This window comes from Rhizobium etli 8C-3, assembly GCF_001908375.1.
Lineage (GTDB): Bacteria > Pseudomonadota > Alphaproteobacteria > Rhizobiales > Rhizobiaceae > Rhizobium > Rhizobium etli_B.
Genome location: NZ_CP017244.1, coordinates 1,563,294 through 1,581,101, shown reverse-complemented (window position 1 = coordinate 1,581,101; position 17,808 = coordinate 1,563,294). Strand labels below are relative to the sequence as shown.

Below are 17,808 nucleotides of genomic sequence, written 5' to 3'. Positions count from 1 at the left end.
GCAATTGAGAAAGCATAGCGCGGTGCTTGGGAGCGCGGCAGCTATCACAAGTTATAGGATGAGCGCTCTTCCAGAAGACGATAATGGGTGGCGCGAACGACGGCCTGCGTGCGGTTTTTGGCGCCCAGCTTCTTGGCCGCGGCGGTCAGATGCATGACCACCGTCGGCACCGATCGATCGATGATGCGCGAGATTTCCTTGGCGGAGTATCCGTCCGCCGAATAGCGCAGGCATTCGCGCTCCCGTTCCGTCAGCCTGGCCTTGCCGACCTGGAAGACGTCGGCATCGAAGAGGCTGTAAGCCGCTTCATGGAACACATGTGCAAGGAGATTGAAATCGGCGATATAGCGCAGGGCGTGCTTTTCGAATTCCTTGTTGCCCCCGAAGCGGATGCCGGTGACTGTGGCATAGTCTCCGCGCGGCATATGAATTGGCACCGTAACTCCGGTCGACATGTCCCTTTCGCTCAGATAGCGGGCGACGGGAGCGGTGTCCTCGGTCATGAAGCGGCGGATCAGCGTGTCGGCGTCGGCATCATAGCTCCAGAAGAAGGGTGTCGAGGTGCGAAGCGCGACCTGCTGCACCGGATCGATGCGGAAATAGCCGCGGTTGAACCAGTAATCATGCATGTCACCGCAAATATTGCGAAGCTTCAGCAGCGACGGAACCATGATCGCACCGTCGAGATCATAAGCCACCGGGGTATAGTCATAAATCAGCGCCTCGAAGCCGATTGCCTTCATCGCCTCGAAGATCTGATCGATGCGGCCATCGAGAGTCTGATGAACAGTAAACTGGCGTCTGATGGTTTCGATTTCGTCAAGCATCGGCTGGCTCCGGCTCGTATTCCTTGGACGACCCTATCACTTCTTATAGCTGGCGCGGACCGTCGTTTGAGATAAAAATTTAGACATGCTCAAATATTGAGCAAGGAGAATCTTCGCCGGAGCGGTCAATGTGGCGTGAAATCGAACCCGAGGCGCGACACCAAATTGGAGTCGATGGCTATAAGGTCGTCGCCTATAGCTTCGGCTCCGGGCCCGAGACGATCTTGTGCCTGAACGGCGGGCCGGGACTTCCCTGTGACTATCTGCGCGATGCGCATTCCTGTCTTATCGACAAGGGCTATCGCGTGGTGGCCTTCGACCAGCTCGGCACCGGCGCTTCGGACCGCCCGACCAGCCCAGAGCTGTGGACGATCGGCCGCTATGTCGAGGAGACGGAGACGGTGCGCAAGACCCTGGGGCTCGGAAAGGTGCATATGCTCGGCCATTCCTGGGGCGGTTGGCTGGCAATCGACTATGCGCTCGCTTACCCACAAAACTTGCAGACGCTGATCCTCGAAGATACGGTCGCCGACATGCCCCATCTCATTACCGAGCTGGAGCGGTTGCGCGCCGCGCTCGGTCCCGAGACGGTGGCCATGATGCAGAAGCACGAGGCGCAGGGCAGCTACGACCACCCGGAATATCTCGCAGCCATCACTATTTTGAACTACCGCCACGTTTGCCGATTGCGGGAGTGGCCGGCGCCGGTGCGCCGGTCGCTCAACGACTGGAACTTGGGGCCATATGCAACCATGCAAGGGCCGAACGAATTCCACTATATCGGCAACCTCAAGGATTGGAGCCGTATTCTCGACCTGCCGCGCATCAACGTACCCACACTGATCACCACCGGCGAGCACGATGAACTGACGCCGGCCTGCGCACTGAAGATGAAGCTTGCCATTTCGAATGCCGAGCTCAGGGTCTTTGCCAATGCCAGTCACATGCCATTTTACGAAAACCCCGGAGATTACTATCCGGTGCTGATCGATTTCTTGTCCCGACACAGGCGCAACTGATGCAGACAATGGCGACCGAAATTCGAACAATACGGAGGCGCTGGCATCGGCATGTATCGCTATAGGTTCGTTCTCACCCGACCCTTGCAGTTTTTGCCCGTCATTTTCGGCATCAGCGTCATCACCTTCATTCTGGTGCGGCTGATCCCCGGCGATCCGGCACGCAACCTGCTCGGCTCGCGCGCCACGCCGACCGCAATAGCCAGTATCCGTGCCCAGTACGGCCTCGATCAGCCTATGTGGCTTCAATATCTGTACTTTCTGAAAAACCTCGCCAATGGCGAAATGGGCAAGTCGATCCTCTACAAGATCGACGTGCTGAGATTGATCGTCACCCGCATCGAGCCAACCGTTGCACTCGTCGCCTCCAGCGTTGTTCTTTCGATCCTGATCGCCGTGCCGATGGCAGCGATTGCCGCGCGCAATGCCGGCAAGAGGCCCGATCATGCGGTGCGTATCGTCTCCACGTTCGGCATCGGCTTCCCGCCCTTTTGGCTCGGGCTGATGCTCATCATCCTCTTCAGCGTCGAGCTCGGCCTGCTGCCGGTCTCGGGCTATGGCGCAACACTCGGCGATAAGCTCGCACATCTGATTCTGCCCAGTTTGACCGTGGCTCTGTCGCTCTCGACTGTTTTGACGCGCAGCCTCAGGGCGGCAATGATCGAATCGCTTAAATCAGACATAGCGACGGCGGCGCGTGCCCGTGGCATGCCCGAACGCATCGTCTTCTGGCGCCATGTCGTACCGAATTCGCTGGTGCCCACCGTCAATCTTCTCGCGGTCAATATCGGCTGGCTCGTCGGTGGCACCGTCGTCGTCGAGAGCGTCTTTGCGCTTCCCGGAATGGGGCAGCTTCTCGTGCGCGCCATCTTCTCGCGCGACTATATGGTGGTCCAGGGCGTTGCCATGGTCTTTGCCTGCGCCACCGTGCTCGTCAATTTCGCCGCCGATATCGTCACCGTCGCGATCGATCCGAGGGTGAGGCTATGACCGTCGATACCCTCACTTCAGGTGCCGTCGGCTGGCGGACGATCTTCAGCAAGCAATTGATGCTTGTGACCGGCGCGGGCCTCCTGCTGTTCTTCGTCCTGCTGGCGACAAGCGCGCCTGTTTTGGCACCCTATGACCCAATCCTTCAAAACGGCGACGCCCGTCTGCAGGCGCCTTCGCTGCTGCATCCCTTCGGTACGGATAACTTCGGCCGCGACGTGCTTTCCCGCGTCATCTGGGGCACGCGGATCGACCTGCAGATCGCGCTGATCGGCGTCGCTTTTCCCTTTCTCATCGGCACCGCGGTTGGCACCATCGCCGGCTTTTTCGGTGGCATCGTCGATGCGCTGTTCATGCGGCTCGTGGATATCATCCTCGCCTTTCCCTTCCTGGTGTTGATGCTATCCATCATCGCCATCCTCGGACCGGGGCTCGGCAGCTTTTACATCGCCATGGCACTGGTTGGCTGGGTCTCCTATGCCAGGCTGATCAGGGCGCAGATGCTGGTGCTCAAGAACAGCGACTATGCGGTGGCCGCCGTAAGCCTTGGCTTTTCGAGGATGCGCATCATGTTCCGACACCTGCTGCCGAACGCGATTGCCGGGTCGATCGTCTTTGCGATGTCGGATGCGGTGTTGGTGCTGCTCAGCGGCGCGGCCGTCAGCTATCTCGGCCTTGGTGTGCAGCCGCCAGTGGCCGAATGGGGTGTTATGGTGGCGGAGGGCCAAAGTTTTATCACCACGGCCTGGTGGATTACCCTGTTTCCTGGGCTTTCCATCGTCTGCCTCGCTTTCGGCTTCAGCATGCTCGGCGATGCGCTTGGCGAGCGCCTCGGAGTGCACGAATGAGCGCATCCGTTCTTTCCGTCCGCGACCTGACCGTGAAAGCGCATCTCGACAGTGGGGTCCGCACTCTCCTCGATGCCGTGTCGCTTGATCTCGCAAAAGGCGACATTCTGGGTCTCGTCGGCGAAAGTGGCTCCGGCAAGAGCCTGTTCTGCCGCTCGCTCGTTCGCCTCCTGCCTTCCTCGCGACTGACGATCGAGAGAGGCACTGTGCTTCTGGAGGGCCGTGATCTCACCGCCGTCAGCGATGCTGAGATGTTGAGCGTGCGCGGCCGCGAAATCGGCATGATCTTCCAGAACTCTACCAGCCATCTCGATCCAGTCATGCGCATCGGCGACCAGATTGCAGAAGGTATCCGCTATCATCAGAACCTCAATGCGCGCGATGGGCGCGCGGCCGCCGTCGAGATTCTGGCGCAGGTCGGCTTTCCGGATCCCGTTCGGCACTTTGACAGCTATCCGCACGAATTTTCGGGCGGCATGCGCCAGCGCGCGATGATCGGCGTGGCGCTTTCCTGCAATCCGAAGATCCTGATCGCCGACGAGCCCACGACGGCGCTCGACGTAACCATCCAGGCACAAATTCTCAACCTTTTGATGGACCTGCGGGACAAGCGCGGGCTGTCCATCATCCTCATCACCCATGATCTCGGCATCGTGGCACAGACATGCGATCGTATCGCCGTTATGCGCGGCGGCAGGCTTTTGGAGGAAGGCCCGAAGCGGGCTATCCTTTCTCGTCCGAAAGACCCCTATACGATCAACCTCATCCATAGTCATCCGTCCATGCCAGAGATTGGCGTCTGCGCCGAAAGCGAGACCCCGCGCTCGGCAGTAGCGTTGAAACCGCTTCTCGAGATCGACGATCTGCATGTGCGCTTTCCTTCCGGCGGCAGGCTCTTTAAAGGCGCTGTCGCCAAGACAGTCAGCGCGGTTTCCGGCGTCAGCCTGCAGATCATGCCGGGCGAGACGGTCGGCATCGTCGGCGAATCTGGCAGCGGCAAAAGCACGCTCGCCCGCGCCGTTCTCGGTCTGACCCCGATCTCTTCCGGCCATGTCAGTTTCGACGGGATTGACCTTGCCCAGCACAGGAAGGCGGGACTGGCTAAGCTGCGGCGGGAAACGGCAATGGTCTTCCAGGATCCGTTCAACGCGCTGAACCCACGGTTGACGATCGGCCAGACGCTGGCTGAGGTGCTGACGGTGCAGGCGACCGTCGCAAAACGCGACATTCCGGCACGCATTGGCGAATTGCTCGATCTCGTCGGGCTCGACCGCGATTTCGCACACCGAAAGCCGCGCAGCATGAGTGGCGGCCAATGCCAACGGGCCGGCATTGCGCGGGCACTGGCTGTAAATCCCAGGATGATTGTCGCTGATGAATGCGTGGCGGCGCTCGACGTGACCATCCAGGCGCAGATCATCGGCCTGTTTAGAGATCTGGCGGCCAAGATGGACCTGACGTTGATCTTCATTGCCCATGACCTGGCGATTGTGCGCCATCTCTGCACACGCACCGTCGTCATGTATCGCGGCGAAGTGGTCGAGGAGGGGCCGTCCGAAGAGGTTTTTTCGCGGCCTCGGCATGCCTATACCGCCGCACTGATCGCGGCGATCCCAGATATCGATCCGGACAAGCCGCGGCTCAAAGGCGTCGAGCCAGCGCTGGGCGAACCGGTGCAGTCCATCAAATGCCTGCCATAACAACGAAGGGAACGACATCATGACCATCAGGTGGAAATCTATCGGGCTTGCCGCCTTCGCCACTGCCCTCACCCTCGGCGCCAGCTATGCGCAAGCGGCTGGCGTCCTGACGATCGGCCGTCGCGAGGATTCAACGACATTCGACCCGATCAAGACGGCGCAGAACATCGACAACTGGGTCTTCTCGAACGTCTACGACGTGCTGGTGCGGGTCGACAAGACCGGCACCAAGCTGGAGCCCGGCCTTGCCGAAAGCTGGAGCACCTCGGACGACGGCCTGACCTATACCTTCAAGATCCGCGACGCGAAATTCTCCGACGGAACGCCGTTGACGGCCGAAGATGCCGTCTTCAGCCTCCTGCGCATTCGCGACGACGAAGGCTCCCTCTGGAGCGATTCCTACAAGGTGATCGACACTTTGACCGCGACCGATCCCCGCACGCTGACAATCAAGCTCAAGAACCCCTCTGCGCCCTTCCTTTCAACCCTCGCGCTTCCGAATGCCTCGGTCATTTCAAAGGCGGGCATGGAATCGGTGGGCGCTGAAGCCTATGGCGAAAAGCCGATCGCTTCGGGCGCTTTCACCGTGGAGGAGTGGCGACGCGGTGACCGCATCATCCTCAAGAAAAACCCGCATTTCTGGCAGGCGGATCGGGTGAAGCTCGACGGAGTCGAATGGATCTCGGTCCCTGACGACAATACGCGCATGTTGAACGTTGAGGCGGGGGAACTGGATGCGGCGATTTTCGTGCCTTTCTCGCGCGTCGAGGAACTGAAGAAGGACCCGAACCTCAACGTGCTTACCGATCCTTCGACCCGCGAGGACCATCTGCTGATCAACCACGCCCATGGCGGTCTCGGCAAGAAGGAAGTGCGCCAGGCACTCGACATGGCGATCGACAAGAAGGCCATCATTGATGCCGTCACGTTCAAACAGGGTACGATCGCCAATTCCTACATACCGAAGGGCGCGCTCTATCACTATGCTGACAACCTTGAGCGGCCCTATGATCCGGAAAAGGCCAAGAAAATGCTGGCGGATGCCGGCTTCCCCAACCTGACACTCACTTATCTGCTGCGTGCCGGCGATGAGGTGGACGAGCAGACGGCGGTGTTGATCCAGCAGCAGCTCGCCAAGGCCGGAATTACCGCAAATCTTCAGAAGGTCGATCCCAGCCAGGAATGGGATATGACTGTCAACGGCGAATACGATATTTCAGTCAACTACTGGACCAACGATATTCTCGACCCGGACCAAAAGACGACCTTCGTTCTCGGACACGACTCCAATAACAACTACATGACCAACTATAAGAGTGATGCGGTGAAGGACCTTGTCGCCAGGGCGCGTCAGGAGCTGGATCCGGCCAAGCGCGAGCAGATGTATTTCGATCTGCAGAAGATGGCCAAGGAAGACGTGAACTGGATCGATCTCTACTACAGCCCCTACATCAATGTCGCGCGCAAGAACGTGGAGAATTTTTACCAGAACCCGCTTGGCCGGTTCTTCCTGGAAGACACCGTGAAGAACCAGTAGTTGTTCTGTTCATGCCCGCGGCTTTAGGGGTCGCGGGCGCTGCGCGATCCTGACTTTCTTACATGACACCAAACCGCTCGAGCATCTTCTTGAGCTCCAAGTTCTGTGCATGAAGCCGTTCAGCCAGTAACCTCTTGAGCCGCCTGTTTTCTGCATCAAGTGTAGTTACTTCCTCGAGGGAAACGGCATTCCGAGCAGTCACCGCATCCGCGCTTTGGGGCTGGTTCCTTCCCATCTCAACATGCGAGGTCGCGCCGGCGAGACCGCGCTTGACACGCTTTCGAGGAGTGCCGTTTGATGTTCTCTTGGGTCGAACCACCGGCTTTCGTATCGGTTCGATAACTTCGGCAGTCGCAACAGTGGTCTCATCTTGTTGTGGAAGGTCGACCTTTTCGCCGTCACGTAATGATGTCGATGCTCCCGCAAAGCTGGTCTCGCCTGCGCTTGCGCCAGCAGAGCCTGAGTTCATCGCATCAGACGCTATGTCTGCGCCCTCGTCAGGCCTGCCAGGTGCCGCATTTGAATTGAACAGATACGGCGCCTTATCTTCCACTTCACGAACCAGCGCCTTGAGATCGGTGTCACCCCAAATTGAGTTCGTCCGCTCCTTCGTCTGTCGTCGACCCGACTTAAATTCAACAACGAATTTCCGTTGTGGCGTTTTCATATGGTTTCAACCTTAAACAAATGGCGGAAATAGCAAGCGTCGATCTGCGTCACTCAGTTCCTGCTGGCGAACCCATATCTCGCCTTGCCGCGCGCTTCAACTGGCCAGTGTGCGAGAGAATGACGAATTCTTCACGCCAACAATCCAATAGGTATCGGTCTTTGCGCAGGAGCCATTCGCTGTGCGATCGCGCTCCTCAACGCAGAGACTGGAGGCAAACAAGCCTTTGGTGGTAAGGAGATGAAGCGGCCAATCGAGAAGTTGACCGCCTCCACGACGTCGGTCCTGGATCAATCCAGACCAAGCCTCTTGCGCAGCTCGGTATTTTCGGAGCGCAACTTATCGGCCAAAAGCTTGCGAAGCTTCTGGTTCTCCTTCTCGAGCTGAACAAGATCTGCTAGCTCATCGCTGGCCGGAACAGGCTTCTCGTTCCTTTGAACGGCGGGCGTCGCGGTCCGTTTCCAGTTATAGTAGGTTTGCTCCGATATGCCGGCGCTCTTGATCGCATCCTTGAGGGTGCTCTTGCCTTCGGTTGTCGCCTTTTCGATCAGCTTGAGCTTACCGGTCTTTTCCTGTTCGCTATACGTCCTGGGCTTGGTGACTTGTGACTTTGCGGCACTTGCCTTGGCCGCGGCTCGCGCCGGTTCGGCGGCCGTCTTCGGACGCTGGTTTGGCTTCTGCTTCTTAGCGGCAGGTGCTTTTGCCTCTGTATCGGTCGCCTCAACTGCAGCAACCGGTCCTGTGGTGTTCTCGTTAGCCATCATTACTTCCTCTCTACTCGATCACCTGTTTTCGGCTGAGTGAACTTCAGAGTCAACACTACCGCGAGCCTCCTGACTTGCAGTCGTTGAAGAAGCCGGAGATATTATGCCGATGTCCGATGCGCGACTGGCGCTTGAACGGAAATATCGACGCCGACGATGCCATCCTCAGGCTCGCCGACGCATGACTGCTGGAGGTGAGCGACGAGTGGGTGGTGCGTTGCCGCCACACGACCCTGGAGACCATCTAAGCAATGAGCGATGACCCTCTTGTCAGCTTGCCTGGGCAGGATTGGCGATCTGATGCGCCTGATCCATTGCCACTTACCAACGCTGCGTGAACCTTCAAAAGGTCCGGTGCCCGACAACTTCAACCGATCATTTTCAAGGTGACAACAGGTCAGCGATCAAGGCAACAATGCCGGGATGGAAGATTCTCATTGCCGGGAGTCCTGATCGGCTAAGTCATTGAGCAGGATATGATCGCTGTGCCGGTTTCTGCACCGCAAAGACAATGCGCTGCTGCATCGTCCAGCTATTTGGAGCGCCATGGCCGCCCCCGGCGTCCTGTCGAGCTTCACGATCATGTCTGTATCGGCTGGCGGCCTCGTCCTGATAGCGCACCCTATCGCTGGGAGTTTGTCGAGACTGGACGTGATTTCAACGTCGCGGTTGATCCCGCGGTCACCACAAACGACATGGGGGTGATGGTCCGTATGGCTTGCGCCGGAGCGGGGGTGACCTTCGGCATGGTGCAAACGTTTCAATCATACTTCGACCGCGGCGAGTTGGTGCCGCTGCTTGAGGATTTCTGTCCACCGTTTCAGGGCTCTTATCTCTATTATCCCAAGCGCCAAAGGCAGCCGCTGAAGCTCCGTGCGCTCGTGGACTATGTGTGTCGATCCAAACCCTACTGAAATGGGCGGAATATTCAGACCAAGGCGGTGGCCATCTTAGACTTTCTGAATGAAGCATCACAGGTCGTTATGTGGCGTCCATTGCGACAATGGAAGACGCGGGAAATTTGTCGATTGCCTTTTGCCACGGTCGTTAAGACGTGCACCGATTTGAGGAGCCTTGTCCTATGGAGCGGCATCCAGCTGAAATAGGTTTTGATGTTGGGCAATTTTCGGGTTCTGATCGATCGGCGCCAGCTGCGGAGGCATGTTCGGATCGCTATGCTGGATGGCTACCCCTAAACATCACTTGAGCTGACGCGAATAGGGCAGGCGGACGATCGGACTTTCAGCCTATCATCGCATCGAGCAGAGACAGCTCAATGCGAGCCTGCGACGATGTCTTGCCGCCCACACACATGGTCGGCGGCCCTTCGGTGCCTGGACCGAGGGGAATGAGGAGCCCCCGGATGCCGTTGCTGGGGGCTTTGGCAAAAAACTAACGCATCAACGATCGTGACGTCGGTGAGAGCCTCAGCACCTCGGTCTCGCGCCAGGTGCGTTGCATGATTTGCGGTTGGATTGTCTCGGTCCACTTCCGCGACGCTGCAAGTGCGCCGAGGTGAGTGGCATAGGCTTGCGGCGTCGCGAAACGGTAAAGAGCGACAAAGACCGATTCTCCTTCTCGGATCGGCAGTCTTGGGAACGTATTGGCGCTGTGTTCGCTCAGGAAGGTTGCAGGGATAGTCGCGCCGCTTTCGAGAAGTGGTAAGCGGAGCTCATTTTCGAAGAAGGCTGAAAAGGCCTCCTCTTTGCCCGGCGCAGCGTAATAGATCGAGCAAAGAAACAGTGCAGACGACTCCAAAGTGCTGCCGGAGCGCGGCCGCTCTGTGGCGGGCAGCTGAAAAGTCGGATCGAAGCTGGCGGGGCGCAGCAGCAGAACATTGTCGGAATTGACCATTGTGCCGTTGGCTGCGTCACGATGGCGAGCCCAGGTGGGGCCATTGTAAAAGCGGCCGAGCGCCTCTCGTCGCGCCTCCATATCCGCAAAGCTGCGCAGCCAGACGAAGCTGTCGGTATCATCGAGATCGCGGAACTGAGCCACGACGCGTATGTCAGCCTCCTCCTGTGTCTCCAGGAACTCGCGGTCGAAAACGGTAATCAAAGTCTCTCGAGCGCCCGGGTGGAGACGGTACTGGCGGAGCTCGAAGACATTGTCGACCGACGAGGCGTGGCGCATCGATTCCTCATAAACAGGATGCATGTCCTGTTTTAATTACAGGTCGGTTGTCCTGTTTGTCAAGCCGTGTTACAAAAACCTTCCATGCCTGGACCTCTGAAGAAACGAAGATCGAATGATCCGGAAGGTGTAAGAAAGCGAATCGTCGACACCGCTTTCAACGCCTTCACCACCCGCGGCTACGGCGTTACGACCGTACAGGATCTCAAGGCGGCGGCGCGCGTAACAGGCGGAGCGTTCTCACATCACTTCCCGACCAAGAAGGAGCTGGGTCTTGCGGTTCTGAACGGCAATGTCACCGACGCGGTCGAGGAAACTTGGATCAAGCCGATATCACAGGCTAAGACGGCATCCGACGGCGTAGAAGCCATATTCACCAAGATCATCCGAGAACTGGATCAACAGGGCTTCGTGTCTGGATGTCCGCTCGGCAACTTGATGAGCGAACCGGCCGCACAAGATGGCGCCATGCGGCAGGCCGCCATCGCAATTCTCGCGCAATGGAGGGGCAAACTTGCGCAAAAAATTCGCGCGGACCAACTCGCCGGACACTACGCTCACCTTGATGCCGAGGCCGCAGCAATCTTCGTAATTGCATCATACTGGGGGGCAATGGGGATCGCGAAGGCAAGCCAGAGCAGTTCTGCTGTCAAAGACTGCGGCCAGGAACTGCTGAGATACCTTGATTTTTGTCCGAGCCAGACATCATGAAACGACAGCGGCGCAAAACGCGCAGCGCGCATCTTGACGGCTCCAAGATACTCAAGCGACGCTTTCAGCAAAGATCGCCTGACTTTGGGCCGCATCTCCTTCGACACGGGGCTGATGGAAGCGAAGAATGACTGCAGCTCTTCTCCGGCACTGTCTGGACCTGTGTCGGCACTGGGGCATATGGATCACCAGAGCTGGTCTGAGCTAAATCGGGAGGCACCATCGTGAACGGCAACGAAGTGGATGTGGCGATCATTGGCGCGGGCGCAGCCGGTATAGCGGCGGGCCGGCACATCATGGCGACGCGACCGGACCTTTGCTTCGTCGTCCTTGAGGCATCCGCACGTATAGGAGGGCGGGCGAGGACGGAGCATTTCGGCGCGGGACTGGGCGCCCTTGACGTCGGATGCGGCTGGCTGCATGGGGCAAGAACGAATGCCTGGACTGCGATCGCCCAAGACCTTGGACTTACGATCGACGAAACCCGCGCTCCATGGGACGAGGGAGGACGCCGCCTCGACACAAACGCTGAGGCCCGCTCCGCAATCGGTGCTCTCGAAGCATTCTTTGAGAGGATCAATTCCCATGAGGGCGAGGATAAGGCGCTTTCGAGCATGCTGCAGGCTGGCGGCAAGTGGAACGAGTATGTCCATGCGGTCGGTGCGTTCATCACGGGAGCCGGACTTGATAGATCGTCGGTTGTCGACCTCCAGCGGTATGAACCCGGTCCCGGACCCGACTGGCGAGTACGTGAAGGCTACGGAACGGTTGTCTCCGCCTATGCCGGACCTCTTGCGATCGAGCTGCAAACCGCCGTGGAACGCATCGACCATCGCGCCGCCGATCATGTCGTCATTTCGACATCGAAGGGCCAATTCCGTGTCAAGGCAGTCATCGTCACCGTCTCTACGAATGTGCTTGCGAGCGAGCGTATCGCGTTTATTCCCCCGCTTCCCGAAAAAATCGATGCAGCTTCCCGCCTTCCCCTCGGCCTTGCGAACAAACTGTTCATGAAGGTGGAAAGCCCACACGCCCTGCCGCTGGACAGTCATCTCTTGGGCTCCTATCGCGAACGTCGCACAGGTGCCTACCAAATCAGGCCCCTCGGAAATCCCGTTGTGGAGGGATATTATGCAGGGGATCTGGCATATGACTTGGAACTTGGGGGGCCAAATGAAGCGTTCCAGTTCGCACTCGGGGAACTGAAACGCGCTTTGGGCTCCGACATCGGACGGCAGCTCTCATTGATCTCCTTTTCGGCATGGAGCTCCGATCCTCACATCGGGGGCTCCTATTCATACGCCAGCCCTGGCGCTTCTAACCTTCGAAGAACGCTTGCCGCTCCGCTTGACAATCGCATCTTCTTTGCAGGTGAAGCCTGTTCGGCCAAACGCTATTCGACTGCACACGGCGCATTTGATACTGGAGTGACAGCGGCGCAGGAGCTTATGAAGACCATCGCCTGAAAGGGAAAGGGCAAGCGCTTCAAACGTTTTCGCCGGACACGCGGTATGCCTTGCGGAATTCAGATTTCCTCAATCTTCCGCTCTTCGAGCGGCAGAACAGCCAGCTCTTTCCAGTCGATCTCCTCAAGCAGCAGATTGTATTCATCGACGTTGAGTTCATTGTCGGAACGAAGACGCTCAAGCTCCATGCGTTGGGCGGCAATCGAGCCCAGCGCGAGTTTGCGGTAAGGTTCGAGCGAGGAGGGTCCTGCAACACTGAAGAGAGCTTGCTGCTCGATCAGAAACTTGCCTCGCAGAAGCTCCGCCTCCGGGCCGGTCTGATCCTCCAGCGCGTGGATGCCGGCCCTTGTAATCTGCGCGCGACGGGCGCGCAGCTCCTCGGCTGCCGCTGCGCGACCGTCGAGACCCAGCCATCGGATCAAGGGTGAAAGCGTCAGTCCCTGAATGACGAGTGTTGCAAGAACCACTGCGAAAGCAGTCAGCACGACTGTATCGCGCTGAGGAAAATCGCTTGGCAGCGCGAATGCTGTCGCAAGCGTGACCAGTCCTCGCATTCCGCACCAGCCGGCGAGAATCGCCTGCTTGAGCGTCGCTGGTTGAGTTCGTCCGCGCCGCCGTGCAAGGCGAGCCAGGATACGATTGTAGCCGATGCAGACTGCAAACCGTACGAGAACGACGATCGCGACGATAAACGCAGCGAATGTGCAGGCCCTCATGAGCTGCCCCTCCGGCATGGCTGCGATGATGCCCTTGATCTGCATGCCCATTAACAGGAATGCCATGATGTTGAGGACGAAGACGACGGCACTCCAGACCGCATAGGACTGGACCCTCATACGCGCAGATGTCGCGACACTGCTTGCCATTGCCATGGCCATAGCCACGACCGCAAGCACCGCCGACAGCCCCAGATGTTCGGCAAGAATCCAAACCAGGTACGTCTGGACGAACTGAAGCAGATTTCCACCCAAGGTGCCGGACACGAAACCGGAAAGATTCTTGCCGACGAAAGCCGCCAAAATACCGAGCAGGATGCCGCCGGGAGCCGCAAGGGCGAAATGCAGGCCGACGGTGACACCAAGGTTCCCCGTTGAGTGTACCGCGAGCGCGGCGCCGAAGATGAGAAGGGCGGCCGCGTCGTTGAAAAGGCTTTCGCCTCGCAGGACGGCATCTGTGCTGCGAGGTATCGCCACCCCTGAAAGGATCGCAGTCGCCGCTGCTGCGTCGGGTGGTGCGACAATCGCCCCAAGGACGAGTGCGGCCGCAAGCGGCAGGCCGGCATACCATGACGCTGCAAGCGCAACGGTGAATGCTGTGACAACCACGCCACCGACGGCAAAGACCAGTAACGGCAACCAGAAACGGCGGGCAGTTCCGACGGGAAAGTCGAATGCCGCGTCCATCAGTGCTGGCGCGATGAACAAAGCAAGGGCGATCTCAGGTTCAAGTGAGACATATGGGATTCCCGGCACAAGCGCAGCTGCAGCGCCCGCCATTGCAAGCAGGGAAGGATAGGGAGCCGACAGACGTCGCGAAACCTGCAGAAGCAGGATCGCCGCGAGGGACAAGACGAGGAGGCTTTCAAAAAAACTCATAAACGAGACCTCCCATCGTATTGCTTTGCCGCTTCTCGTATTAGGACGATGGCCAGTCTGAGTGCTTCAAGAGCATCAAGCGTTTGCTGCCAGGCGCCCCGGTCGGTTTCATCTGTCGTGGTATATTTTGAATCACAAACAGGAACTTGATGTTACAGATAGGCCGGTATTGCGGCCGACCACAATTGTACAATCAACATCCTGCGTCGTAACAAGGCGTTTATGATCGGGAGGAAGGGCAGCGGCTCTGCGTTGAAGCGAACTCTTTCGGCAAAGCTTCGCGCCTTGGAAATCCGCCGCCTGCAAGCTGCGGGAGCTGTTAAAAGAAAAACAGCACGCCAGACGCTTGGCGCAAAGCCCGATCAGTGCATAAGTTTTTGGCGTTCGGCGCGCCGGTGCAGCCACTGGATGGTAGCGAGAAACAGCGTGGAGAATATGATCAGCAGTGTTGCGACGGCAGCGATCGTCGGGCTCAGTGTCTCGCGAACGCCGCTCCACATCTGACGGGGCAGGGTGCGTTCCTCCGAACCAGCGATGAAAAGTGCAATCACCACCTCGTCGAAGGACGTGACGAAGGCAAATAGCGCACCCGACACGACACCCGGCGCGATGATCGGCAGCATGATGTGCAGCACGGCTTCAAGGGGCGTTGCGCCAAGACTTGAGGCTGCACGCATCAGATTGTGATCGAAGCTCGCAAGTGTTGCCGTCACGGTAATGACGACGAAGGGCGCTCCGATTGCGGTATGGGCAAGGACCAATCCGGTCAAGCTGTTAAGCAGACCGACGGCAGCAAACGCATAATAGATGCCGACCGCCGAGACGATGACCGGCACGATCATCGGTGAAATCAGTATGGCAGTCAACGTGGCGCGAAAGGGACATTCCGGCCGGCTGAGGCCAATTGCTGCCAACGTGCCGAGTGCGGTTGACAACAGTGTGGTGCAGACGGCGACGATGATGCTGTTCCTCAGTGCCAGTTGCCAGACATCGGAGGAGAAGAATTCTTCATACCAGCGCAGCGAGAGGCCCGGCATCGGATAGGTGAAGAAAGGTTCTTCGTTGAACGACAGGGGCATGATGGCGATAATCGGCGCGATCAGGAAGACGACGACAGTGCCGCCGGCAACCCATAGGAGGATGGGCAGCAGGCGTTCAACGGAGAGAAAGTGATTCATCAGCCTATCCTCAGACGATCGATGCCGACCATGCGATTGTAGACGGCGTAAAGGATCAGCACGGCGACCAGGAGGATGGCGCTCAATGCCGCCGCCATCCCCCAGTTGGTCACCTGGTTCGAGTAGTAGGCAATGTAGTAACTGACCATTTGGTCGCGCGGACCGCCGACGAGCGCTGGGGTGATGTAGTAGCCGAGGGCAAGGATGAAGACCAGCAGTCCGCCGGCGCTGACGCCTGGCATGCTCATCGGCAAATAGATGCGCCAGAAGGCCGACAGCGGTGGTGCACCAAGCGAGGAGGCGGCGCGCAAATAGACCGGCGGGATGCTCTTCATGACGCTGTAGATGGGCAACACCATGAACGGGAGAAGGATATGCGTCATCGCGATCAAGACGCCGATGCGGTTGTAGATGAGTTCCAGCGGCTGCGATGGATCGATGACGCCAAGCCATGCAAGAGCGGAATTCACCACGCCGCGGCTCTGCAATAGCACGACCCAGGCGCTCGTACGCACCAGCAGCGATGTCCAGAAGGGCAATAGCACGAGGATCAGCAAAGTGTTGGCCGTGCTTCCCTTGGACCGGGCGATCAATGCCGCAAGTGGATAACCAAGCAGCAGGCACAGCAGCGTCACCGAAGCACTGACGGCGAAGGTGCGCAGCAGTACATCGATATGAACAGCGTTTTCGGGTGTGACTGTCGTTATAGCGCCAGTCTCGTCGCGGCTCATGTCCAACGCTGCGAGCAGATAGAAAGCGGTAAGCTCAGGCATTGCCCGCTTGAGAAGATGCCAATAACGGGGCGTTTCCCATTGAGCGTCCGCTGCGACGAAGGCATCCTTGTAGGGCGACTTTGCATTGCGGATCGTGCGCGCGGTTTTCAAAAGCATCGAGCGCGTACCGGCTTCGTAATAATTCAGCCGTTTGGCGATCTCGGCTACATCCTCACGGGACGATGCCTTCAAGTCGGTTGCGAGGGCGGCATAGATCGCTTCGTCTGGTACGGTTCTGCCGTCCCACGAAGAAAGCATCGCGACGGTGTTCGGCAGCGTTCGCGCTACTTCGCGGTTGTCGACGCTTCGGGTAAGAAGCATGCCGATCGGCACGATGAAGATTGCCACCAGGAAGAGCATCAGCGGTGCGACGAGAAGCAGGGCTCTCATCTGCCCCCTCCGTCGCAGGCCACGCAGCCGGCGGGCAAGAGGCGCCGTTTCGATGGAATTGTTGATGACGTCGTCGTTAAGCGTAACCGCCATGGCACACCTTCATTCGCAATACATTGGGCGGGCAGGCCCAGGGAGGAAAAGCCCGCCCGCCGAGCGAGGACTATTGCGCCAGCCACTTGTTGAAGCGTTCGGTCAACTCCTCGTCATGGTCGGCCCAGAATTCTGCCGAGACCACGAAGGCGTTCTTGGTGTTTTCGGGCGCCGTCGGAAGGTCGGGCAGGATGTCGGCCGGAACCTTGGCGATTGCCGCCTTCAGCGTCGGGCCGTAGGAGATGTATTGCGACTGCCGGGCCATGACGTCCGGGTTCATCGTATAGGCGATGAACTTGTCGGCTGCCTCCTTGTGCGGCGATCCCTTCGGCTGGGCCCAAAGGTTGAAGTCCATCCCCTGGCCATCCCAGACGATCTTGAAATTCTTGCCGCTATTTTTGACGGCATCATAGATGCGTCCGTTCCACGCCGTTGTCATCAGCACTTCGCCGTCGGCCAAAAGCTGCGGCGGTTGGGCACCGGCTGTCCACCAGACCTTGACGTCTTTCTTGATCGTATCGAGTTTCTTGAAGGCGCGATCGACGCCTTCGGGCGAACCCAGGACGTCATAGACCTCGGCCGGGGCCACCCCATCGGCGATCAGAGCAAATTCCAGCGTCGTCTTGGGCGCTTTGCGCAAAGCCCGCGGACCGGGGAATTTCTTGGTGTCGAAAAGATCGGCCATCGTCGTTGGCCCGCCATTGGAGAATTTGGACGCATCATAGGCATAGATCGTGCCGAAAACGATGGTGGCTGCCGCACAGTCCATTGCCGCGCCGTCGATGAAGGCCTCCTTGCCGCCGAGCTTGGAGTAGTCGATCTCTTCCAGCCATCCCTCGTCGCAACCCTGCAGCGCATGCCCAGGTTCGACATCGACGACATCCCAGTTGACCTGGGATGTTTCCACCATGCCCTTCAATTTTGCGGTGGATCCATCCCACTCGTCCTGCAGGATCTTGACGCCGGTCTCCTTCGAATAGGGACCAAAGAAGGCATTTTCCTGGCTTTTGGTATATGCGCCTCCCCACGACGTTACCGTGATCGTATCGCCTGCAAGTGCCGGTGCGCTCATGGCAAGACAAAGCATGGATGTGTGTAGCAGTATCGAGATGCGGTT

15 protein-coding genes and 1 pseudogene are annotated in these 17,808 nt (G+C 58.5%); 8 read left to right on the top strand and 8 right to left on the bottom strand.

The window, feature by feature from the left end; genetic code table 11:
- Nucleotides 1-44: 44 nt before the first annotated feature.
- Nucleotides 45-827, bottom strand: a complete 783-nt coding sequence (locus AM571_RS32375) for a LuxR family transcriptional regulator (protein WP_074065020.1) — start codon at nt 825-827, stop codon at nt 45-47.
- Nucleotides 828-955: 128 nt separating this feature from the next.
- On the opposite strand from AM571_RS32375, the gene AM571_RS32370 reads away from it, so the two are divergent.
- Genes AM571_RS32370 through AM571_RS32350 form a run of 5 tightly spaced genes read left to right on the top strand, consistent with a single transcriptional unit; the run spans nt 956 to nt 6,921 of the window.
- Nucleotides 956-1,846 carry a proline iminopeptidase-family hydrolase gene (locus AM571_RS32370; protein ID WP_074065019.1) on the top strand — a complete coding sequence of 297 codons (891 nt, stop codon included), beginning with the start codon at nt 956-958 and terminating at the stop codon, nt 1,844-1,846.
- A gap of 51 nt (nt 1,847-1,897) precedes the next feature.
- A complete protein-coding gene (locus AM571_RS32365) occupies nt 1,898-2,836 on the top strand; it encodes an ABC transporter permease (protein ID WP_074065018.1) in 939 nt (312 codons plus the stop codon).
- The gene (locus AM571_RS32360) at nt 2,833-3,684 is read left to right on the top strand and encodes an ABC transporter permease (protein WP_074065017.1); all 852 of its coding nucleotides are present in this window, start codon (nt 2,833-2,835) and stop codon (nt 3,682-3,684) included. The genes AM571_RS32365 and AM571_RS32360 overlap by 4 nt, the downstream gene beginning before the upstream one ends.
- Entirely contained in the window at nt 3,681-5,384 is a 1,704-nt protein-coding gene (locus tag AM571_RS32355) for a dipeptide ABC transporter ATP-binding protein (protein WP_074065016.1), read from the top strand. Before AM571_RS32360 ends, AM571_RS32355 begins: the two co-directional genes overlap by 4 nt.
- Before the next feature lie 19 nt (nt 5,385-5,403).
- Nucleotides 5,404-6,921 (top strand): ABC transporter substrate-binding protein, encoded by a 1,518-nt coding sequence (locus tag AM571_RS32350; RefSeq protein WP_074065015.1) that lies wholly within the window; start codon nt 5,404-5,406, stop codon nt 6,919-6,921.
- A 58-nt stretch (nt 6,922-6,979) separates the two neighbouring features.
- Here the strand turns inward: AM571_RS32350 and AM571_RS32345 are convergent, their stop codons facing one another.
- Entirely contained in the window at nt 6,980-7,588 is a 609-nt protein-coding gene (locus AM571_RS32345) for a hypothetical protein (RefSeq protein ID WP_074065014.1), read from the bottom strand.
- 290 nt (nt 7,589-7,878) lie between these two features.
- Complete coding sequence (locus tag AM571_RS32340; protein WP_074065013.1) at nt 7,879-8,349, bottom strand: transposase; 471 nt, start codon at nt 8,347-8,349, stop codon at nt 7,879-7,881.
- 464 nt (nt 8,350-8,813) lie between these two features.
- Here AM571_RS32340 and AM571_RS32335 point away from each other — a divergent pair.
- Nucleotides 8,814-9,266: pseudogene (locus AM571_RS32335) on the top strand (LysR substrate-binding domain-containing protein); the annotation flags it as partial.
- A gap of 478 nt (nt 9,267-9,744) precedes the next feature.
- Here the strand turns inward: AM571_RS32335 and AM571_RS32330 are convergent.
- A complete protein-coding gene (locus tag AM571_RS32330; protein WP_074065012.1) occupies nt 9,745-10,485 on the bottom strand; it encodes an NIPSNAP family protein in 741 nt (246 codons plus the stop codon).
- Between the two features lie 84 nt (nt 10,486-10,569).
- Between AM571_RS32330 and AM571_RS32325 the strand changes: the two genes are divergently transcribed.
- Nucleotides 10,570-11,196 carry a TetR/AcrR family transcriptional regulator gene (locus tag AM571_RS32325; RefSeq protein ID WP_074065011.1) on the top strand — a complete coding sequence of 209 codons (627 nt, stop codon included), beginning with the start codon at nt 10,570-10,572 and terminating at the stop codon, nt 11,194-11,196.
- A 224-nt stretch (nt 11,197-11,420) separates the two neighbouring features.
- Complete coding sequence (locus AM571_RS32320) at nt 11,421-12,662, top strand: flavin monoamine oxidase family protein (protein WP_237358616.1); 1,242 nt, start codon at nt 11,421-11,423, stop codon at nt 12,660-12,662.
- 59 nt (nt 12,663-12,721) lie between these two features.
- On the opposite strand, the gene AM571_RS32315 is transcribed toward AM571_RS32320, so the two are convergent.
- The 4 genes from AM571_RS32315 to AM571_RS32300 form a co-directional block, all read right to left on the bottom strand.
- Nucleotides 12,722-14,257 carry a cation:proton antiporter gene (locus AM571_RS32315; protein ID WP_074065009.1) on the bottom strand — a complete coding sequence of 512 codons (1,536 nt, stop codon included), beginning with the start codon at nt 14,255-14,257 and terminating at the stop codon, nt 12,722-12,724.
- 362 nt (nt 14,258-14,619) lie between these two features.
- Complete coding sequence (locus AM571_RS32310; RefSeq protein WP_074065008.1) at nt 14,620-15,435, bottom strand: ABC transporter permease; 816 nt, start codon at nt 15,433-15,435, stop codon at nt 14,620-14,622.
- A complete protein-coding gene (locus tag AM571_RS32305; RefSeq protein ID WP_237358694.1) occupies nt 15,435-16,598 on the bottom strand; it encodes an ABC transporter permease in 1,164 nt (387 codons plus the stop codon). The genes AM571_RS32310 and AM571_RS32305 overlap by 1 nt, the downstream gene beginning before the upstream one ends.
- A gap of 163 nt (nt 16,599-16,761) precedes the next feature.
- Nucleotides 16,762-17,778, bottom strand: a complete 1,017-nt coding sequence (locus AM571_RS32300; protein ID WP_420493408.1) for an ABC transporter substrate-binding protein — start codon at nt 17,776-17,778, stop codon at nt 16,762-16,764.
- Between the last annotated feature and the right edge of the window lie 30 nt (nt 17,779-17,808).